Origin of the sequence: Neisseria sp. CCUG12390, assembly GCF_047837985.1 — a bacterium.
In the GTDB taxonomy this organism is placed as follows: Bacteria; Pseudomonadota; Gammaproteobacteria; order Burkholderiales; family Neisseriaceae; genus Neisseria.
Genome location: NZ_CP181244.1, coordinates 1,651,361 through 1,664,811 on the forward strand (window position 1 = coordinate 1,651,361; position 13,451 = coordinate 1,664,811).

At 51.2% G+C, this 13,451-nt stretch carries 17 protein-coding genes; 3 read left to right on the forward strand and 14 right to left on the reverse strand.

The features are described 5' to 3' along the window. Positions 1 to 192: 192 nt before the first annotated feature. The 3 genes from ACM67E_RS07760 to ACM67E_RS07770 all read left to right on the forward strand — a co-directional run bounded on the left by ACM67E_RS07760 (position 193) and on the right by ACM67E_RS07770 (position 4,393). On the forward strand, positions 193 to 2,448 hold the full coding sequence (locus tag ACM67E_RS07760; protein WP_416190890.1) for a nitric-oxide reductase large subunit: 2,256 nt from the start codon (positions 193 to 195) through the stop codon (positions 2,446 to 2,448). Between the two features lie 153 nt (positions 2,449 to 2,601). Further along, on the forward strand, positions 2,602 to 3,399 hold the full coding sequence (gene fdhD / locus ACM67E_RS07765; RefSeq protein WP_416190891.1) for a formate dehydrogenase accessory sulfurtransferase FdhD: 798 nt from the start codon (positions 2,602 to 2,604) through the stop codon (positions 3,397 to 3,399). Positions 3,400 to 3,472: 73 nt separating this feature from the next. Next, positions 3,473 to 4,393, forward strand: coding sequence for a formate dehydrogenase accessory protein FdhE (locus ACM67E_RS07770; RefSeq protein ID WP_416190892.1), 921 nt, complete (start codon positions 3,473 to 3,475; stop codon positions 4,391 to 4,393). Between the two features lie 732 nt (positions 4,394 to 5,125). Here the strand turns inward: ACM67E_RS07770 and ACM67E_RS07775 are convergent. The 14 genes from ACM67E_RS07775 to ACM67E_RS07840 all read right to left on the reverse strand — a co-directional run bounded on the left by ACM67E_RS07775 (position 5,126) and on the right by ACM67E_RS07840 (position 13,421). After that, positions 5,126 to 5,440, reverse strand: a complete 315-nt coding sequence (locus tag ACM67E_RS07775) for a hypothetical protein (RefSeq protein ID WP_416190893.1) — start codon at positions 5,438 to 5,440, stop codon at positions 5,126 to 5,128. Between the two features lie 43 nt (positions 5,441 to 5,483). Next, a complete protein-coding gene (locus ACM67E_RS07780; protein WP_416190894.1) occupies positions 5,484 to 5,924 on the reverse strand; it encodes a hypothetical protein in 441 nt (146 codons plus the stop codon). After that, positions 5,873 to 7,255: a DUF927 domain-containing protein gene (locus ACM67E_RS07785; RefSeq protein ID WP_416190895.1), complete on the reverse strand. Its 1,383-nt coding sequence runs from the start codon at positions 7,253 to 7,255 to the stop codon at positions 5,873 to 5,875. Before ACM67E_RS07785 ends, ACM67E_RS07780 begins: the two co-directional genes overlap by 52 nt. Positions 7,256 to 7,327: 72 nt before the next feature. Next, positions 7,328 to 8,419 carry a toprim domain-containing protein gene (locus ACM67E_RS07790; protein WP_416190896.1) on the reverse strand — a complete coding sequence of 364 codons (1,092 nt, stop codon included), beginning with the start codon at positions 8,417 to 8,419 and terminating at the stop codon, positions 7,328 to 7,330. Beyond that, positions 8,416 to 8,598 (reverse strand): hypothetical protein, encoded by a 183-nt coding sequence (locus ACM67E_RS07795; protein ID WP_416190897.1) that lies wholly within the window; start codon positions 8,596 to 8,598, stop codon positions 8,416 to 8,418. The genes ACM67E_RS07790 and ACM67E_RS07795 overlap by 4 nt, the downstream gene beginning before the upstream one ends. 13 nt (positions 8,599 to 8,611) lie before the next feature. Next, positions 8,612 to 8,962, reverse strand: coding sequence for a hypothetical protein (locus ACM67E_RS07800; protein WP_416190898.1), 351 nt, complete (start codon positions 8,960 to 8,962; stop codon positions 8,612 to 8,614). A 195-nt stretch (positions 8,963 to 9,157) separates the two neighbouring features. After that, positions 9,158 to 9,367 carry a hypothetical protein gene (locus ACM67E_RS07805; protein ID WP_416190899.1) on the reverse strand — a complete coding sequence of 70 codons (210 nt, stop codon included), beginning with the start codon at positions 9,365 to 9,367 and terminating at the stop codon, positions 9,158 to 9,160. Positions 9,368 to 9,930: 563 nt separating this feature from the next. Then, positions 9,931 to 10,479, reverse strand: a complete 549-nt coding sequence (locus ACM67E_RS07810; protein ID WP_416190900.1) for a terminase small subunit — start codon at positions 10,477 to 10,479, stop codon at positions 9,931 to 9,933. Continuing rightward, the gene (locus ACM67E_RS07815; RefSeq protein WP_416190901.1) at positions 10,476 to 11,165 is read right to left on the reverse strand and encodes a KilA-N domain-containing protein; all 690 of its coding nucleotides are present in this window, start codon (positions 11,163 to 11,165) and stop codon (positions 10,476 to 10,478) included. Before ACM67E_RS07815 ends, ACM67E_RS07810 begins: the two co-directional genes overlap by 4 nt. Further along, positions 11,162 to 11,470 (reverse strand): helix-turn-helix domain-containing protein, encoded by a 309-nt coding sequence (locus tag ACM67E_RS07820; RefSeq protein ID WP_416190902.1) that lies wholly within the window; start codon positions 11,468 to 11,470, stop codon positions 11,162 to 11,164. The genes ACM67E_RS07815 and ACM67E_RS07820 overlap by 4 nt, the downstream gene beginning before the upstream one ends. A gap of 11 nt (positions 11,471 to 11,481) precedes the next feature. Next, entirely contained in the window at positions 11,482 to 11,691 is a 210-nt protein-coding gene (locus ACM67E_RS07825; RefSeq protein WP_303089197.1) for a helix-turn-helix transcriptional regulator, read from the reverse strand. Positions 11,692 to 11,794: 103 nt separating this feature from the next. Then, on the reverse strand, positions 11,795 to 12,616 hold the full coding sequence (locus ACM67E_RS07830) for a hypothetical protein (RefSeq protein ID WP_416190903.1): 822 nt from the start codon (positions 12,614 to 12,616) through the stop codon (positions 11,795 to 11,797). 109 nt (positions 12,617 to 12,725) lie between these two features. Continuing rightward, on the reverse strand, positions 12,726 to 13,148 hold the full coding sequence (locus ACM67E_RS07835; protein WP_123804398.1) for a type II toxin-antitoxin system VapC family toxin: 423 nt from the start codon (positions 13,146 to 13,148) through the stop codon (positions 12,726 to 12,728). 3 nt (positions 13,149 to 13,151) lie between these two features. Next, positions 13,152 to 13,421, reverse strand: coding sequence for a type II toxin-antitoxin system prevent-host-death family antitoxin (locus ACM67E_RS07840; RefSeq protein ID WP_416190904.1), 270 nt, complete (start codon positions 13,419 to 13,421; stop codon positions 13,152 to 13,154). Positions 13,422 to 13,451 lie beyond the last annotated feature (30 nt).

Sequence of the window (13,451 nt, forward strand, 5' to 3'; positions counted from 1 at the left end):
TAAAACACTAACATTACCGTGTTCGCACTCACTTTCCAAAACGCCTTAAATTTAATTTATATCAATATTTTAATGTTAAATAAGCGAACAAAATATTTTACTCATGTATAATTCATGCTACAATCTTTAACATTCATATTTTATGAATTAAATAACACCATTTTGCCATTTACCAAAATAAGGAGTACTAAAATGGGACAGTACAAGAAACTTTGGCTGCTGCTGATTGCAGTGCTGACGGTTTGCTTTACCATTCTTGGTTACATGGGTAGCGAGATTTATAAAAAAGCACCTCCTTACCCCGAACAAGTCGTCACCGCTTCAGGAAAAGTGCTGATGACCAAAGACGATATTCTGGCCGGCCAATCCGCATGGCAATCCACCGGCGGTATGGAAGTCGGTTCCGTATTGGGACACGGCGCATACCAGGCACCCGACTGGACGGCCGACTGGCTGCACCGTGAGTTGGTGGCATGGTTGGACTTGACTGCCCAGGCTGATTACGGCAAAAAATTCGACGAGTTGACTACTGAAGAGCAATCCGTATTGAAAACCCGCCTGCAAAACGAATACCGTACCCACAGCGGCATCAATGCAGACGGCTCGGTTGTTATCAGCGACACACGTGCAAAAGCCATCGAAACCATTCTGCCTTACTACCACGGCGTTTACGGCGACGATCCTGCGCTGCAGACAACCCGTGAACACTTCGCAATGAAAAACAACACATTGCCGAGTGCAGAAGCGCGTGAAAAACTGTTCAACTTCTTCTTTTGGACATCATGGTCCGCATCGACCAACCGCCCGGACGAAATCTTCACCTACACCAACAACTGGCCGCACGAACCTTTAATCAACAACGTGCCGACCACTGAAAACTACATGTGGTCCTTCACCAGTATCGTTTTGCTGCTGATGGGCATCGGCCTGTTGATGTGGGGCTACTCATTCCTGACCAAACATGAGGAAGTCGAAATTCCGGCTGAAGATCCGGTAGCGAAAATCGCCCTGACACCTTCTCAAAAAGCATTGGGCAAATACGTATTCCTGACTGTTGCGCTTTTCTGTGCCCAAGTATTGCTGGGCGGTCTGACTGCACACTATACCGTCGAAGGCCAAGGTTTCTACGGCATCGACAAAGCCTTGGGCATTGAGATTTCCGACTGGCTTCCTTACTCCCTGACCCGTACTTGGCACATCCAATCGGCGATTTTCTGGATTGCAACCGGCTTCCTGACCGCCGGCCTGTTCCTGGCTCCGATTGTCAACGGCGGCAAAGACCCTAAATTCCAAGTAGCAGGCGTGAATTTCCTGTATATCGCCCTGTTTATCGTGGTCGTGGGTTCATACGCCGGTAACTTCTTTGCCTTGTCGCACGTGATGCCGCCTGAATTGAACTTCTGGTTCGGCCATCAAGGTTACGAATATTTAGACTTAGGCCGCTTCTGGCAGATTCTGCTGATGGTCGGTTTGCTGTTGTGGCTGTTCCTGATGTTGCGCTGCACCGTAAATGCCTTCCGCGAAAAAGGTACCGACAAAAACCTGTTGGCGATTTTCGTTGCCTCTATGGTCGGCGTGGGCGTGTTCTATGCTCCCGGTCTGTTCTACGGTGAAAGATCTCCGATTGCCGTGATGGAATACTGGCGTTGGTGGGTGGTTCACTTATGGGTAGAAGGCTTCTTCGAAGTATTTGCCACCGCCGCATTCGCATTCATTTTCTACAACATGGGTTTCGTACGCCGCAGCACGGCTACAGCCTCCACGTTGGCCGCCGCAGCCATCTTCATGATGGGCGGTATCCCCGGCACGCTGCACCACTTGTACTTTACCGGCGCAACTTCCGCCGCCATGGCCATCGGTGCATGTTTCTCTGCACTTGAAGTCGTGCCGTTGGTGCTGCTGGGCCGTGAAGCTTACGAACACTGGTCTTACCAAAATACAACCGAATGGGCAAAACGCCTGCGCTGGCCGCTGATGTGCTTCGTGGCCGTGGCATTCTGGAACATGATCGGTGCCGGTGTGTTCGGCTTCCTGATCAATCCGCCGATTTCCTTGTTCTACATCCAAGGCCTCAACACCACCGCAGTTCACGCACACGCGGCTCTATTCGGCGTATACGGTTTCTTGGCACTGGGCTTCGTGTTACTGGTTGCCCGCTACATCAAACCCGATGTCGAATTCGACGACAAACTGATGACCTGGGGCTTCTGGCTGCTCAACGGCGGTTTGGTCGGCATGATTGTCATCAGCCTGTTGCCGGTGGGCGCGATTCAGGCCTGGGCTTCCATCTCGCAAGGTTTGTGGTATGCCCGCAGCGAAGAATTCATGCAAATGGAAATCCTGGATACCCTGCGCTGGGTTCGTACGGCAGCCGACTTAGTATTCATCGGCGGTGCATTCTGCGTCGCATGGCAGGCTACCAAAATCGTTTTCAGCCGCAGTAAATAACAGCTGAAAGCAGATAAGCAAAAGGCCGTCTGAAAATAAATTTTCAGACGGCCTCGATTTTATACTTCACCCTACACGGCCATTGACTGCGGCTATTCAAGTCAAGAAAAACAAAAATCACGCTATAATAATGGTTTTCAGACGGCCTCACCCATGACATCCCTCCCCTTGCAACACCATACCGTGTACCGCACCGATTCAGACGGCCTGCACGGAGAACAAGACGCGCTGGCCGAAGAAGCCGCCGTCGCCTTGGTCTACAACGGCATTACCCATGTCGTGCTGATGGCGACGCCGCAAAACTTAGAAGCACTGGCATTAGGGTTCAGTCTCAGCGAAGGCATTCTGACCGCAAAATCCGAACTTTACGACATCGAAGTCAACGAAACCTGCGACGGCATCGAGGTGCATCTCGACATTGCGTCCGCCCGTTTCCAAGCCTTAAAAGAACACCGCCGCAACATGACCGGACGTACAGGTTGCGGCTTATGCGGTATCGACAGTTTGGCCGCGGCCAAACCCCGATTACCCCAAGCAGCACGCGGCCGCCCGCTTACCGTTCGTGAAATTCAGACGGCCTTAGCCGATTTCGACCGCCACCAGCCGCTGAGACAGGCAACCGGCTCCGTACACGGTGCGGCCTGGGTACAGAACGGCAGCATTTCAGCCGCTTTTGAAGATGTCGGCCGTCACAATGCCTTGGACAAATTAATCGGCCACGGCATCCGCGAAGGCTACGACTGGCAGCAGGGCTTTGCACTGATTTCCAGCCGTGCCAGCTATGAAATGGTCGCCAAAGCCGCGGCCTCGGGCATAGGCTGCATCGCCGCCGTTTCCGCACCGACCGCGCTGGCCGTGCGCCTGGCAGAACAAGCCGGCATGACCCTGATCGGTTTCGCCCGTCCGCAAAAATTTACCGTTTACACCCATCCGCAATATATCGCTGAATAAGCGGGGAACAAACCTCATTACTTTTTCAGACGGCCTCCCGGTTAGGCCGTCTGAAACACCACAAGGAAAACACATGAAAACCACCACCATCAAACCCGCCGAAGAAATCCGGAAAGGCTTGTTCCACACCCCTTTCTGGCTCGCGCCCGAAAAAGAAATCTTTACAGAACGCGCATTGCGTTTCAAAGAACTGGCGCAGGCAGACAAAAGCGAATGGAATCTTTACCTGACCCTGCTTGCCGCCGTATGCGAAACGCAGCATGCCGTAATGTCGCGTCATGAATTGACTTTGACGCAATTGGAACCAGGTTCGACCGTCCTGCCCGAAGCCTTGGCCGGCCGTGTGCCGTCTGAATTTTTTGAAGTGTTCGGCGATATTTTAAAAGAAGTGAACGGCAAAATTACCGCCACCGCCGCCATCGAAGTCAGCAAACTGAAAGCCTTGAACCAAGAGCAAGCCGAAGCATTGGCCGGGCGGATTCTGACCCGAACCGCCACAGACCAAGACCGTTCCGCCGAAATCTGGGTACAGGCTGCCTTACAGGTCATTTGGACAGCATGGGCGATGCAGCTGACCGAAAATCACGTTCCGCCGACCGAAGACCGCACCCTCTGCCCCTGCTGCGGCACCGAACCCGTCGGCAGCGTGGTCTTGATCAAAGGCGATCTGAACGGCTTCCGCTACATGCACTGCCCGCTGTGCAACAGCCGCTGGAACGTCTTGCGCGCCAAATGCCCGACTTGCGGCAATGCCGGCAACATGCGCATCCAGCAAATCGATGAAAAAAGCGCACCCGAATTGGCTCCCGTGTACCAAGGTGCCAACGCCGAAAGCTGCAAATCCTGCCACAGCTACCGCAAACTCTACCGTCAGGACAAACAGCAATACGCCGATCCGGTTGCCGACGATTTAGCCACGCTGGGTCTGGATATAGCAGTCGGAGAAGCCGGTTTCGACCGCGCCGGCGCAAACCCGTTTTTATTGTTAGGCTGATGCTTATCCAATGCCTTATACACCGGCAAGGCCGTCTGAAAAATTATTGTTTGCGGTACGCCACTTCCCCGATAGGATACGGCAAACGCACCAGCGGCGGCCGGTCTGAAATGATGTTGAAACGGGAGATAAAGCTTATAGGGCGTGACAAACGGCCAGCGTAACGGCCTGCTTCTGCCGGCGTATCAAGACTACGAATTTTTAATGTAAAAAATGCCAGCGTTGCGACGGAGAGACCCTAATTTTTAATTCAAATATATGATTTTAAATAACTAAATTTATTCAATATTTAAAAATACCGTAAAAAATACCGTAAATTTGCACAAGTCACCCATTTTTCGCCCTGTTTTTTGCTTACCGGCGCAAATCGGATTTAGGCCGCCTGCATCATTTTTCAGACGGCCTAACCTATCGGCTGAAACAGCCACATCCACCCCAAATTAAAAATAAGCGTATATAGGTGCTAAAAAACAGCGGGAACAGCGGGAACATTTGACTTAAATAATTGATTTTTGGTAACAAAATGTTCCCGCTCCCTTTTTAGCCAGCGGGAACACTTTCCGCCAAAACCACCCTATTTACTATCTATCTCAATGATTTAAAACAATAAATATCGAAAATACACCAGCGGGAACAGCGGGAACATTTTCAGCCGGTCAGCCTGTTTTTCAGCCCTAATACCCCAAAAACAAAAAAGCCGTCTGAATTTCAGACGGCCTGATTCAAATAAAATTAACGAAAATCCACTTTACAAGGCGTGCGTGCAATGATTTCACGCGCCTGAATCACGGACTGTTTCAAGTCTTCGCGCAATGATTGCATCTCTGATGGTGTCAACGCCTGAATGGTGGATTTGTTTTTTGATTCAATAGGATTTTTTCTCTTTTCGTCAATACTCATTTCAATATCTCCATAAATAATTCCTGCCATTGCGTTCCAGTCCAATATGTCATTAAATTCATCATTTTGCTTTGCTGATTCATCAAAAGCATTATGAATTTTACCCAAATAAAAAGCCGCCTGAAACAACCGGGCATTATGATACATCCCAAGATGTCATTAAATTCAGACGGCCTTTGCTTGGCTGGTGTTATTTCGGCTCGGGCGGCTCAATGCCGATCAGTACATAATGCGCCCCATACCCGCGCTTTTTGTAGGTAAAGCGGTTTTCTTTTTCGTTGCGCTTTAACCAGTTTGCATCATATAACACGCGACAAACCTTATTCCGGTCAAAGCTGCCGCATATTTCGTCAATAAACACGGCGGGAATAATCCAATACTCGTCAGCTTCTTTCTGCTCTCCCCGCTTAATCCAGCCCGCATGATTGCGGTCGGTGCTGCCGCCTATGATGCTGTTCCAATCGGTAAATCTCACGCTCTGCCCGAACCGCTGCATAAAGTCGCTTGTCTGCTCTTTGATTTTCTCATCTTCATACTTGCCTGCTCCGTTGGTTGCTAACCATTCGTCAAAGCATTGTTTCACACCGGCCATGCCCACACCGGCGGGCAAGCCGGTAACAGGTGCTGCCATCTCCAGGGTGGCGGCAACCAATGCAAAGCGGCGGGCAACGCGGCGGGCTTGTCCTGAAAGCTCGGGCAACGTTGCCGTAAATGCGGCGATGCGCTCTTTGACGGTGGCGGGTGTGTGGTTTGGTCTGTCAGGCGGATAAATGCCCGTCCTGCGTGGCCGTGGTGCTGCTCTGCTGCTTCCTGTAAATGCTCCGACAATAACGCGCCATCGGTAAAGCCGTGCAGCGTGTCATAAATGCCGTATTGTGCGGCGGCTCGGATATTGGGTAAGCGGGTTGCCTGCCCTGCGTTCCAGTCGTTATCTGCTTTCAGAATGCTGCTCGGTGTTTTTTCGCCAGTGGAAAGCATCAATACACGCCAGCGGGTCAAAGCCCGGTTGCCGCCGTCTTTTGCGCCCTGTGCTTTGTTTACACCATTCATCAGACTATACACGGTATTGCCTATCACTTTGGGCGCGGCTTGGCTGATTTCATCCAACACCAGCAAGCCGTCATTGCGGGCGGCGGCAGTGTTGTTAAACGCTAAGGCCGTGCCTTGCCATGTCATGATACTTTCAGACGGCCTGCCCCATACGCTCAAGGCAACACGCGCGGCGGCGGTCTTGCCGTCCGATGAATCGCCATACAGATGAAAACCGCCCGATTCTTCGCCCAATAACGACAACAGCGGCGCGGCTAAGGCGGTGCCAAGGGCAAGGCATAAGCGGCTGTTACCGGCTGCATAGCGGGCTATCTGCTGCTGCCATGCTTCCAGCGTTCCCGCCGGTGTGTAGGCTGCTGCTTGGCTGGTGTCGCCATTGTAGATAATGCGCGGAGCTTCCTTGCCGTGGTGGATTGCTTCGCCATTGGGTAACAGATAAACGCTGCCATGCCAGCCTGCGCGGTCAGTAATGGTATAGGGTCGGTTGCTGCCGTGGTTTTGCAGATAGTCGGCTAAACGTTCACGCTTCACGCGCCCGCTCAAGATGGTAATGCCGTATTGCTGCAATTGCCGCCAGCCTGCATTGCTGCCTATATCGGCCTGCGGTATGGCCGCCTGCTTGGTTTGGCGGGTCAAGCGGTCGCGCCATTCGATAATGCGGTAATGGCTGCCCTGTTCGTCTATGCCCCGCCCGATTAGCTCAATCGGATCGGCCAGCAATAACGGCGGCTGCTCGCGGGAATTACCGTCTTTATCGTGGGTAATGCCGATGTACTGTACACCATTACTGCTTACTTCATAGCGTGGTTTCAATTGATAGCTTTCGCCGTTCATGCTGCCCACGCCCTCGAACAGTTTAATAAAATCGGGTTTGCTGCCGGTCTGCTTGTCTTTCTCTGCCGTGTCTGTCATTATTCAATCTCCGTTAAATGCTTTTTCCGTGTGCAAAGGCCGTCTGAAAATCAGGCGGCTTTTGCTTTGCCGTCAATCGTTGATACCGCCTGCTGCTTCCGCTGCCCGCATGGCGTTCAATTCATCCAGCGCATCGGTATCGGGCGTGTCGCTTTTCCAAATAAACACGTCTAAGCCCGCCTGTTTTGCCCGCCGTGCCAGCTTGTCGGCTGCTTCCAATCCTGCTGCGTCATGGTCGGCATAGATGCCCAATGCCTGCAATTCAGACGGCCATTTGAATGATTTCAGGCCGCTTGTACTTAAACAGGCCGATACCGGCCAGCCGGTCAATTCATGCGCGGCAAGGGCGGTTTCTATGCCCTCGCACACCATCAAGGCATTGTTTATCGGTTGAAACAGCCGCACGGCATGGCCTGATAACCAGCTCACTCCCTCAAATCTCACTTGCATTTTTTTGGCCGGTAATTGCGCCCCCGTTTCAGGGTGGTGCAAATTCAGTTTGGTGTAGCTCTGGGCATGGCCGCCGCTGTCGCCCTGCGGTTTGGTGTAGCAGCGTTTCAGGTAGGTAATGTGCAGGCCTGCCAATGTGCCGTCTGTTTCGGTAATGGCGGCAACCATAGCGGGAAAGCGGCCTATCTCTTTCCAGCCGTCCGAACATTCCGCCCAATAGGGCAAGGCGGCGTGATAACGCAATGCTTCGGGGTATGGCTCGGCAATGGACAGCCCCCTGCCTTTCAAATAACCGCAAACGGGGTCACCATCGGTCAACGGTGCGGCCTGTTCCCATATCGCGGCCAGTTTGTTCAGGCGGTCTTTGGGCGGTGTTTTCGGTGGCGGGGGCGGTGCCGCACGCGGCGCGGCGGCCGGTGTTTGCGAGTTCATACCCAATACACCGGCAACGGCTAACGCTGCTTCATGGAATGAATAACCGAAATAGTGCATCAGCAAATCAAAGCCGTCGCCCGCGCCGTTTTTGTAGTGGGTGCAGATAAAGCCGCCGTTACCGCCCTTATCGTCAAAGCGGTATCGGTCTGTTCCGCCGCAAGCAGGGCATGGCTGGTGTTTGTTGGTCAGGCTTTCAGACGGCAAGCCAAGTGCGGTTAAAATGCCGTGCCAGTTACCGGCGGCGCGTTGTCGGATTTCGTGATAATCAAGGCGGTTCATTGCGCTGCCCCTTCCGGTATCGGCTCATAAACAACGGCTGCCATCGGGTCGGCGGTATAGACTTGCTCCCATGCGGCTGTCGGCTCTGCTGCCATCGGTTCGGCGGTGGCGTGCTTGGTGCAGGCATAGGCGGCCATGACAACGGCGGCGGCCAAAGCGGTACGGATAGCGTATTTCATGGCGGTTATCCTTTCAGCCGCGTTGCTCGGCGGCAAAGGCCAAATCATCGGCCAAATCGCTCAACATGGTTCGGCTTTCGCCCAATAGCAGGGTTTGGGTCAGGCCGTGGTAAAAGTCGGCTCCCTGTGGTTCCAAGTTCTCTTGCGGTATTGAGTTCATTACTATGCCCATGCCGTGCTGAATATCGGCAAGATGGTTTTCCGCGCCCTTCATCAATTCGGTTAAGACTTCCGTCTCCCGTTTGCTCAATTGGCGGATTTGCGGCTCGGCCAGTTTGAACAGGTTGTCCAACAAGCTGCAAAGACAGGTATAGCCTGCGGTGGCGTTGATGGTTTTAGGGGCGTTGGTGGTGTTGGTTTTCATGGTATTTGCTCACTTTCCGGCGGTGCTTTGCTTTCCTGTAATTGATACAAATCAATGACTTACAAAAATACACGCCAAATTGAAGATGTAGTCTCCCCCTGCTGTCGTGCATATCAGCAATAGCAAGGGCGGTTATCGGGGGTTAGTTTGGCGTGAAGGCCGTCTGAAAATAATCGGTGTCGGTGTGATTCATGGTTACACCTCGCCCGAAACGATACGGCAAACACACCAGCGGCGGCCGGTCTGAATGATGTTGAAACGGTAATTGAGTTTGTGGCGTTGCAGGCGGTCGATGTGGCGGCCTGCTTCGGCCAGCGTATCGAAGCTGCGGATTTTTTGGGAAATAATCGGGCGCGTGAATGCGCTGCGGATAGGCCGTGCGGCCTGTGTTTGAAGGTTTCGCATTTTGAATGCTCTCTTTCTGATTGGCTTAATCAAGCCGCTGCAACTTCTCACGGTTGCGGGGCGGCAAGCAAAGGGCAAAGGGTGAGAAACTGGCAATCAGAACCAGCAAGGCATAGCCTTACTTTGCCCCTGCTTACCATTGAAAGAGATAATGCAAGGGGAAACGCAAGCGTAAAAAATCCGCTTCTATCCTGTGAAGGTTTGGGCGGCTGCTTGCCTGATTATTGTCAGCTTCTCACGGCTGAATCTGCTATTGAACAGATGGCCGTATTATTGCCCGATTGCTTTTGGTCTTGCAAGCGGTAAATGCCTGCCAAGATTTAACGGGCTGATTAAGCGGTGTTTTTTGTTGGCGGTCAGGCCGTCTGAATTTAGTGGCATCTTGGGCGATTTCCTCGCGCGCACGCGCGCGCGCGCGTATTGGTCTGAAAACTCAAATCAGGCGGCCTAACGCATGAAAATATTTTCGGTTAGCACACAATCTAAGCTGTCGAACCGGTTTTTCGGCTAAACCCGCTTGGATTTTGACTCCCCCCCGCCCCTAATGCCGTCTGAAAATCCCGTTATCGGGTTATTTTCTTGATTGAGACGATGGTTAAAATCGCCCAATACAGCTTGTCGTCGTCATTGCCCGTTACCGCATGAATATCGGCAAGGGTAGTGGTGCTTAAATCACTCACGGCCATATCAACGACTTTATCCAACTCTTCTTTGCTCAACGGCGATACAAGGGGCGGTTCGATTTTGCGGCTATGTACTTCCGCTTCCGCTTTGATTTCCGCCCTGTCCACAATCAAGCCCAAAATCTTAGCCTTGCCCATTGTGGCCGATACTGCCGCGCCTGATTGCGGTGTCGGTGTACTTAACGCCGCCTGCCGCGCCTGCTCCAGCTCTGCAATAACATCATCAACGGTTACACAATGCCGCGCCTTATGCTCTGCTTTCAGGCCGTCCACCATCGCGGAAATATCGGGGGATTGCAACAGCTTGTAGGCTTCATTGGTAACGGTTTCGGGCTTCATGTTTTCCGCGTCATACGCCTGCCGGTATGCTTCGCTTGCATTGCCTGTTTCAACATACAGACGGGCAAACTGTTCTTGCTTGGGTGTCATGCTGCTGCTCCTGCTGTTAAGGCCGTCTGAAAGCATCGGCGTATTGGTGCGGCCATATCGAACAAAACGGCTTTGCGCTCTTGATAGGGGCGGTCGGCCAAAATCAATACGGCATTGCGTGCTTCAAGCCTTACCAGCATAGATAACTGCTTTTGATCCAAGCTGTTCCGGTCAAGTGCCTTGCGGCGGCCGGTTAAAGCTTCATTGCACAATAACGCTTCATTGCTGTAATGATGGCTTTCCGTTGTCTTGCCCTCGGCTTCACGCTTGGCTTGCAAAACTTCTGCCATAACCTGAAAAGCTATCTTGCTTTCTTTACGCTCTGCTTGCCATGCCTTGCCCCCGCTCATGATGTTTGCAATCTGTTCATCACACCAAACCGCAAAATCGACATCACACCAGCGGGCAAATACTACGGCTAGTTTTGGATGCAGCCATGTGCCTTGCCTGCTTAAGTCATTGCCGCCTTTAATGGTTTTTACGAAGTGGGATTTTCTCACTTCGGGTTTATTCTGCTTCTGTGCTTCAGCCTTGCACAAAGCCGCTATATACCGTTCTGTGTCGGGCAAACGTAACCAGTCAACAGGCCGCTTGCCAAATATGGCCGCTATCTCGGTTGCATTGAACCATGCTTCATGATTGGCGGTAATTCCGCCGCCGTTATAGTCCAAAATAAGCAATTTCATACCGCCGCCCCTTTCCCTGCCGCCAGCGTGTAAACGCCGCGCTTTACCGTTTTGCCGTGCTTGTTTTCATGCTCTTGCATGGTGCAGACAATCGGATAACCCGCCGCCCGCAATTCGCTGATACGCGCTGGAAAGCCCATAATCCCCATTTGCGCGGCCTGATAGTGGGTCAGGCTCTGCCCGCTCTGTAAGATGGCTAGGATTTCGCCGCATTGAGATGTGGGCGAAAAGCGGTTATCATGGCGGGCGTGGTTAAGGCCGTCTGAAATGCCCTGTGTGTTTCGGGCGGTTTTGTTTTGTTGCATAGCGTCCCCCCTTATACTCGATTGTTTGCGGCCAAATTGCCGATATAGTCGCTGATTTCACTTTCCAGCCAAGCTGTGCTGTTTTCCCCTACTTTAATCGGGCGGGGCAAGTCGGCGCGATGATGGCGGCTTTTAGGGTTGTTCCAGTTCCACCATGTGGAAACAGAAACGCCAAACAGGGCGGCGCATTCTTTAGCGCGGATAAGTTTATTTACTTGCATTGGATAGATTCCTATCGCGTTGTTTGTGATAGGCAAAAGAATAGCCGCCTGTTGGGGCGGCTTTAAGTCGGTAGCACGTTGATTTCCTGAAATAGCGTGCTGATTAGGGTAAATCAGCGTGCTGGTTAGATTTTTTAAACGCATCTATCCATAAATCGACGGTTTTTGTGCTGGGCGTGCTTGGTGCGGGAATATCCCCTGTTGCGATAAGGTCTAAAATCATTTTGTTCAAGGCTGCCTTGCCGCCACGCTTCACTAGCAATGCTTGTTTTTCTTCCAATAGTTCATTTACTGCTTTGATTGTGCCAGCTTTCTCATAAGGGCTTTGTTTGGATAAACCTGCTTTTCGTGCTTGCTCTTGGATCACTTTCTTAGTTTCTAGATATAAATCATTTTTATGTGCTTGTTTCAATAGTTTCACGTTTTTTTCTTGTAAATTTGCTATTTCTTTGCTTTTTTCTAATAATTCTTGAAAATGTAACCGATTGATATAATCATCTATCTTTCCAGCAGTTAACCCGATTTCAATAGCTATCGTGGTGTCTGTACAATTGCTCTCTAAAAATTTCCCCATTAGCCTTAAAACCCTAACAGAAAAAACTAATGGCCATCCGATCCCAAAAAAATCTTTTTTATCAAGTGCAAGGCCAGTTAGTAAAAAATAGTCAATTACTTCTTCATTCAATTGGTTATTTTGATTGTCTTTATTTTGTACTTTATTTCTAGCAATTTCTAAAAATTGCTCAATACGAAAATCAATTTGATTAATTTTAGATTCAATTTCTAATTTTTCCTTATTACTCAAAGTTTCTAGCTTTTTCCCCTCCAAAATTGCTAGCTTAGCTAAACAATATGGAATTATTTCTTGATTCGATAACCTATCTTTCTCAATAGTCAATACATCAAAAATTGATAGTGATGGCATATTAAACCCCAATTTTCTTAAAGCAAAATCAAAGCCACACCAGCAAGGCTAGGGAATGCCCTGTTTTCGCCGTTGGTAGCTTTCGCGGGCTAGGTGCGGCAGTAACTTTTCAGACGGCCTCAAACGGGTTGCACAATCTGATGCCCATCGGCTCAAAATCCTTTGTATTGCGCGTTGCCAAGGTCAGGCCGTATTGCCTTGCGGTGGCCGCTATCCATGCGTCGTTTTCGGGGCTGCGGTCGGGTATGTGCAGCTTGGCGCAAACGGCGGCGGTGGTTTCGTCTATCGGCAATACGCGGCCTGAAAGCAGGGCGGCGGTCATGCTGTCGAACCATGCCCGCAATGCGCGGCCTTGCTGCGGGTCTTTGCGTTCCATGCCCAAAATGCCCCGTTCCAGTTCCATCATGACTACTGCGCTGGTGTAGAAGCTGTTGCTGTCCTGCTCTGCCAGCCATGCGGTAAGGTTTGGATCGGCGCGGCCGCTTTTCACTTTCCGCATTTCGCTGATGATGTTGGTGTCCAACAGATACACGGCTCAATCCCCCATGCCCAAATCAACGGGCTGCCTTTGTGCATTGCTGCGCGGCGGAATTTCAAAGCCAATGTCTGCGGTATCGGGGCTATCCAACGAAAGCAACACGTCTAACGCGCTTTGTGGGCGAGCTGCCATTTTCTGATAGTCGGCATAGGTCATAAATACGTAAACGGGCTTGCTGCGGTTGGTAACGACAACAGGCGCGGTTTGCACGTCTCTGTATGCTTTGCTTTTGCGTTGGCTAAATTCTCGGGCTGTCATGGTTTTCATGCTCTTCCTCCCTGTTTTCAAATGTGTTTG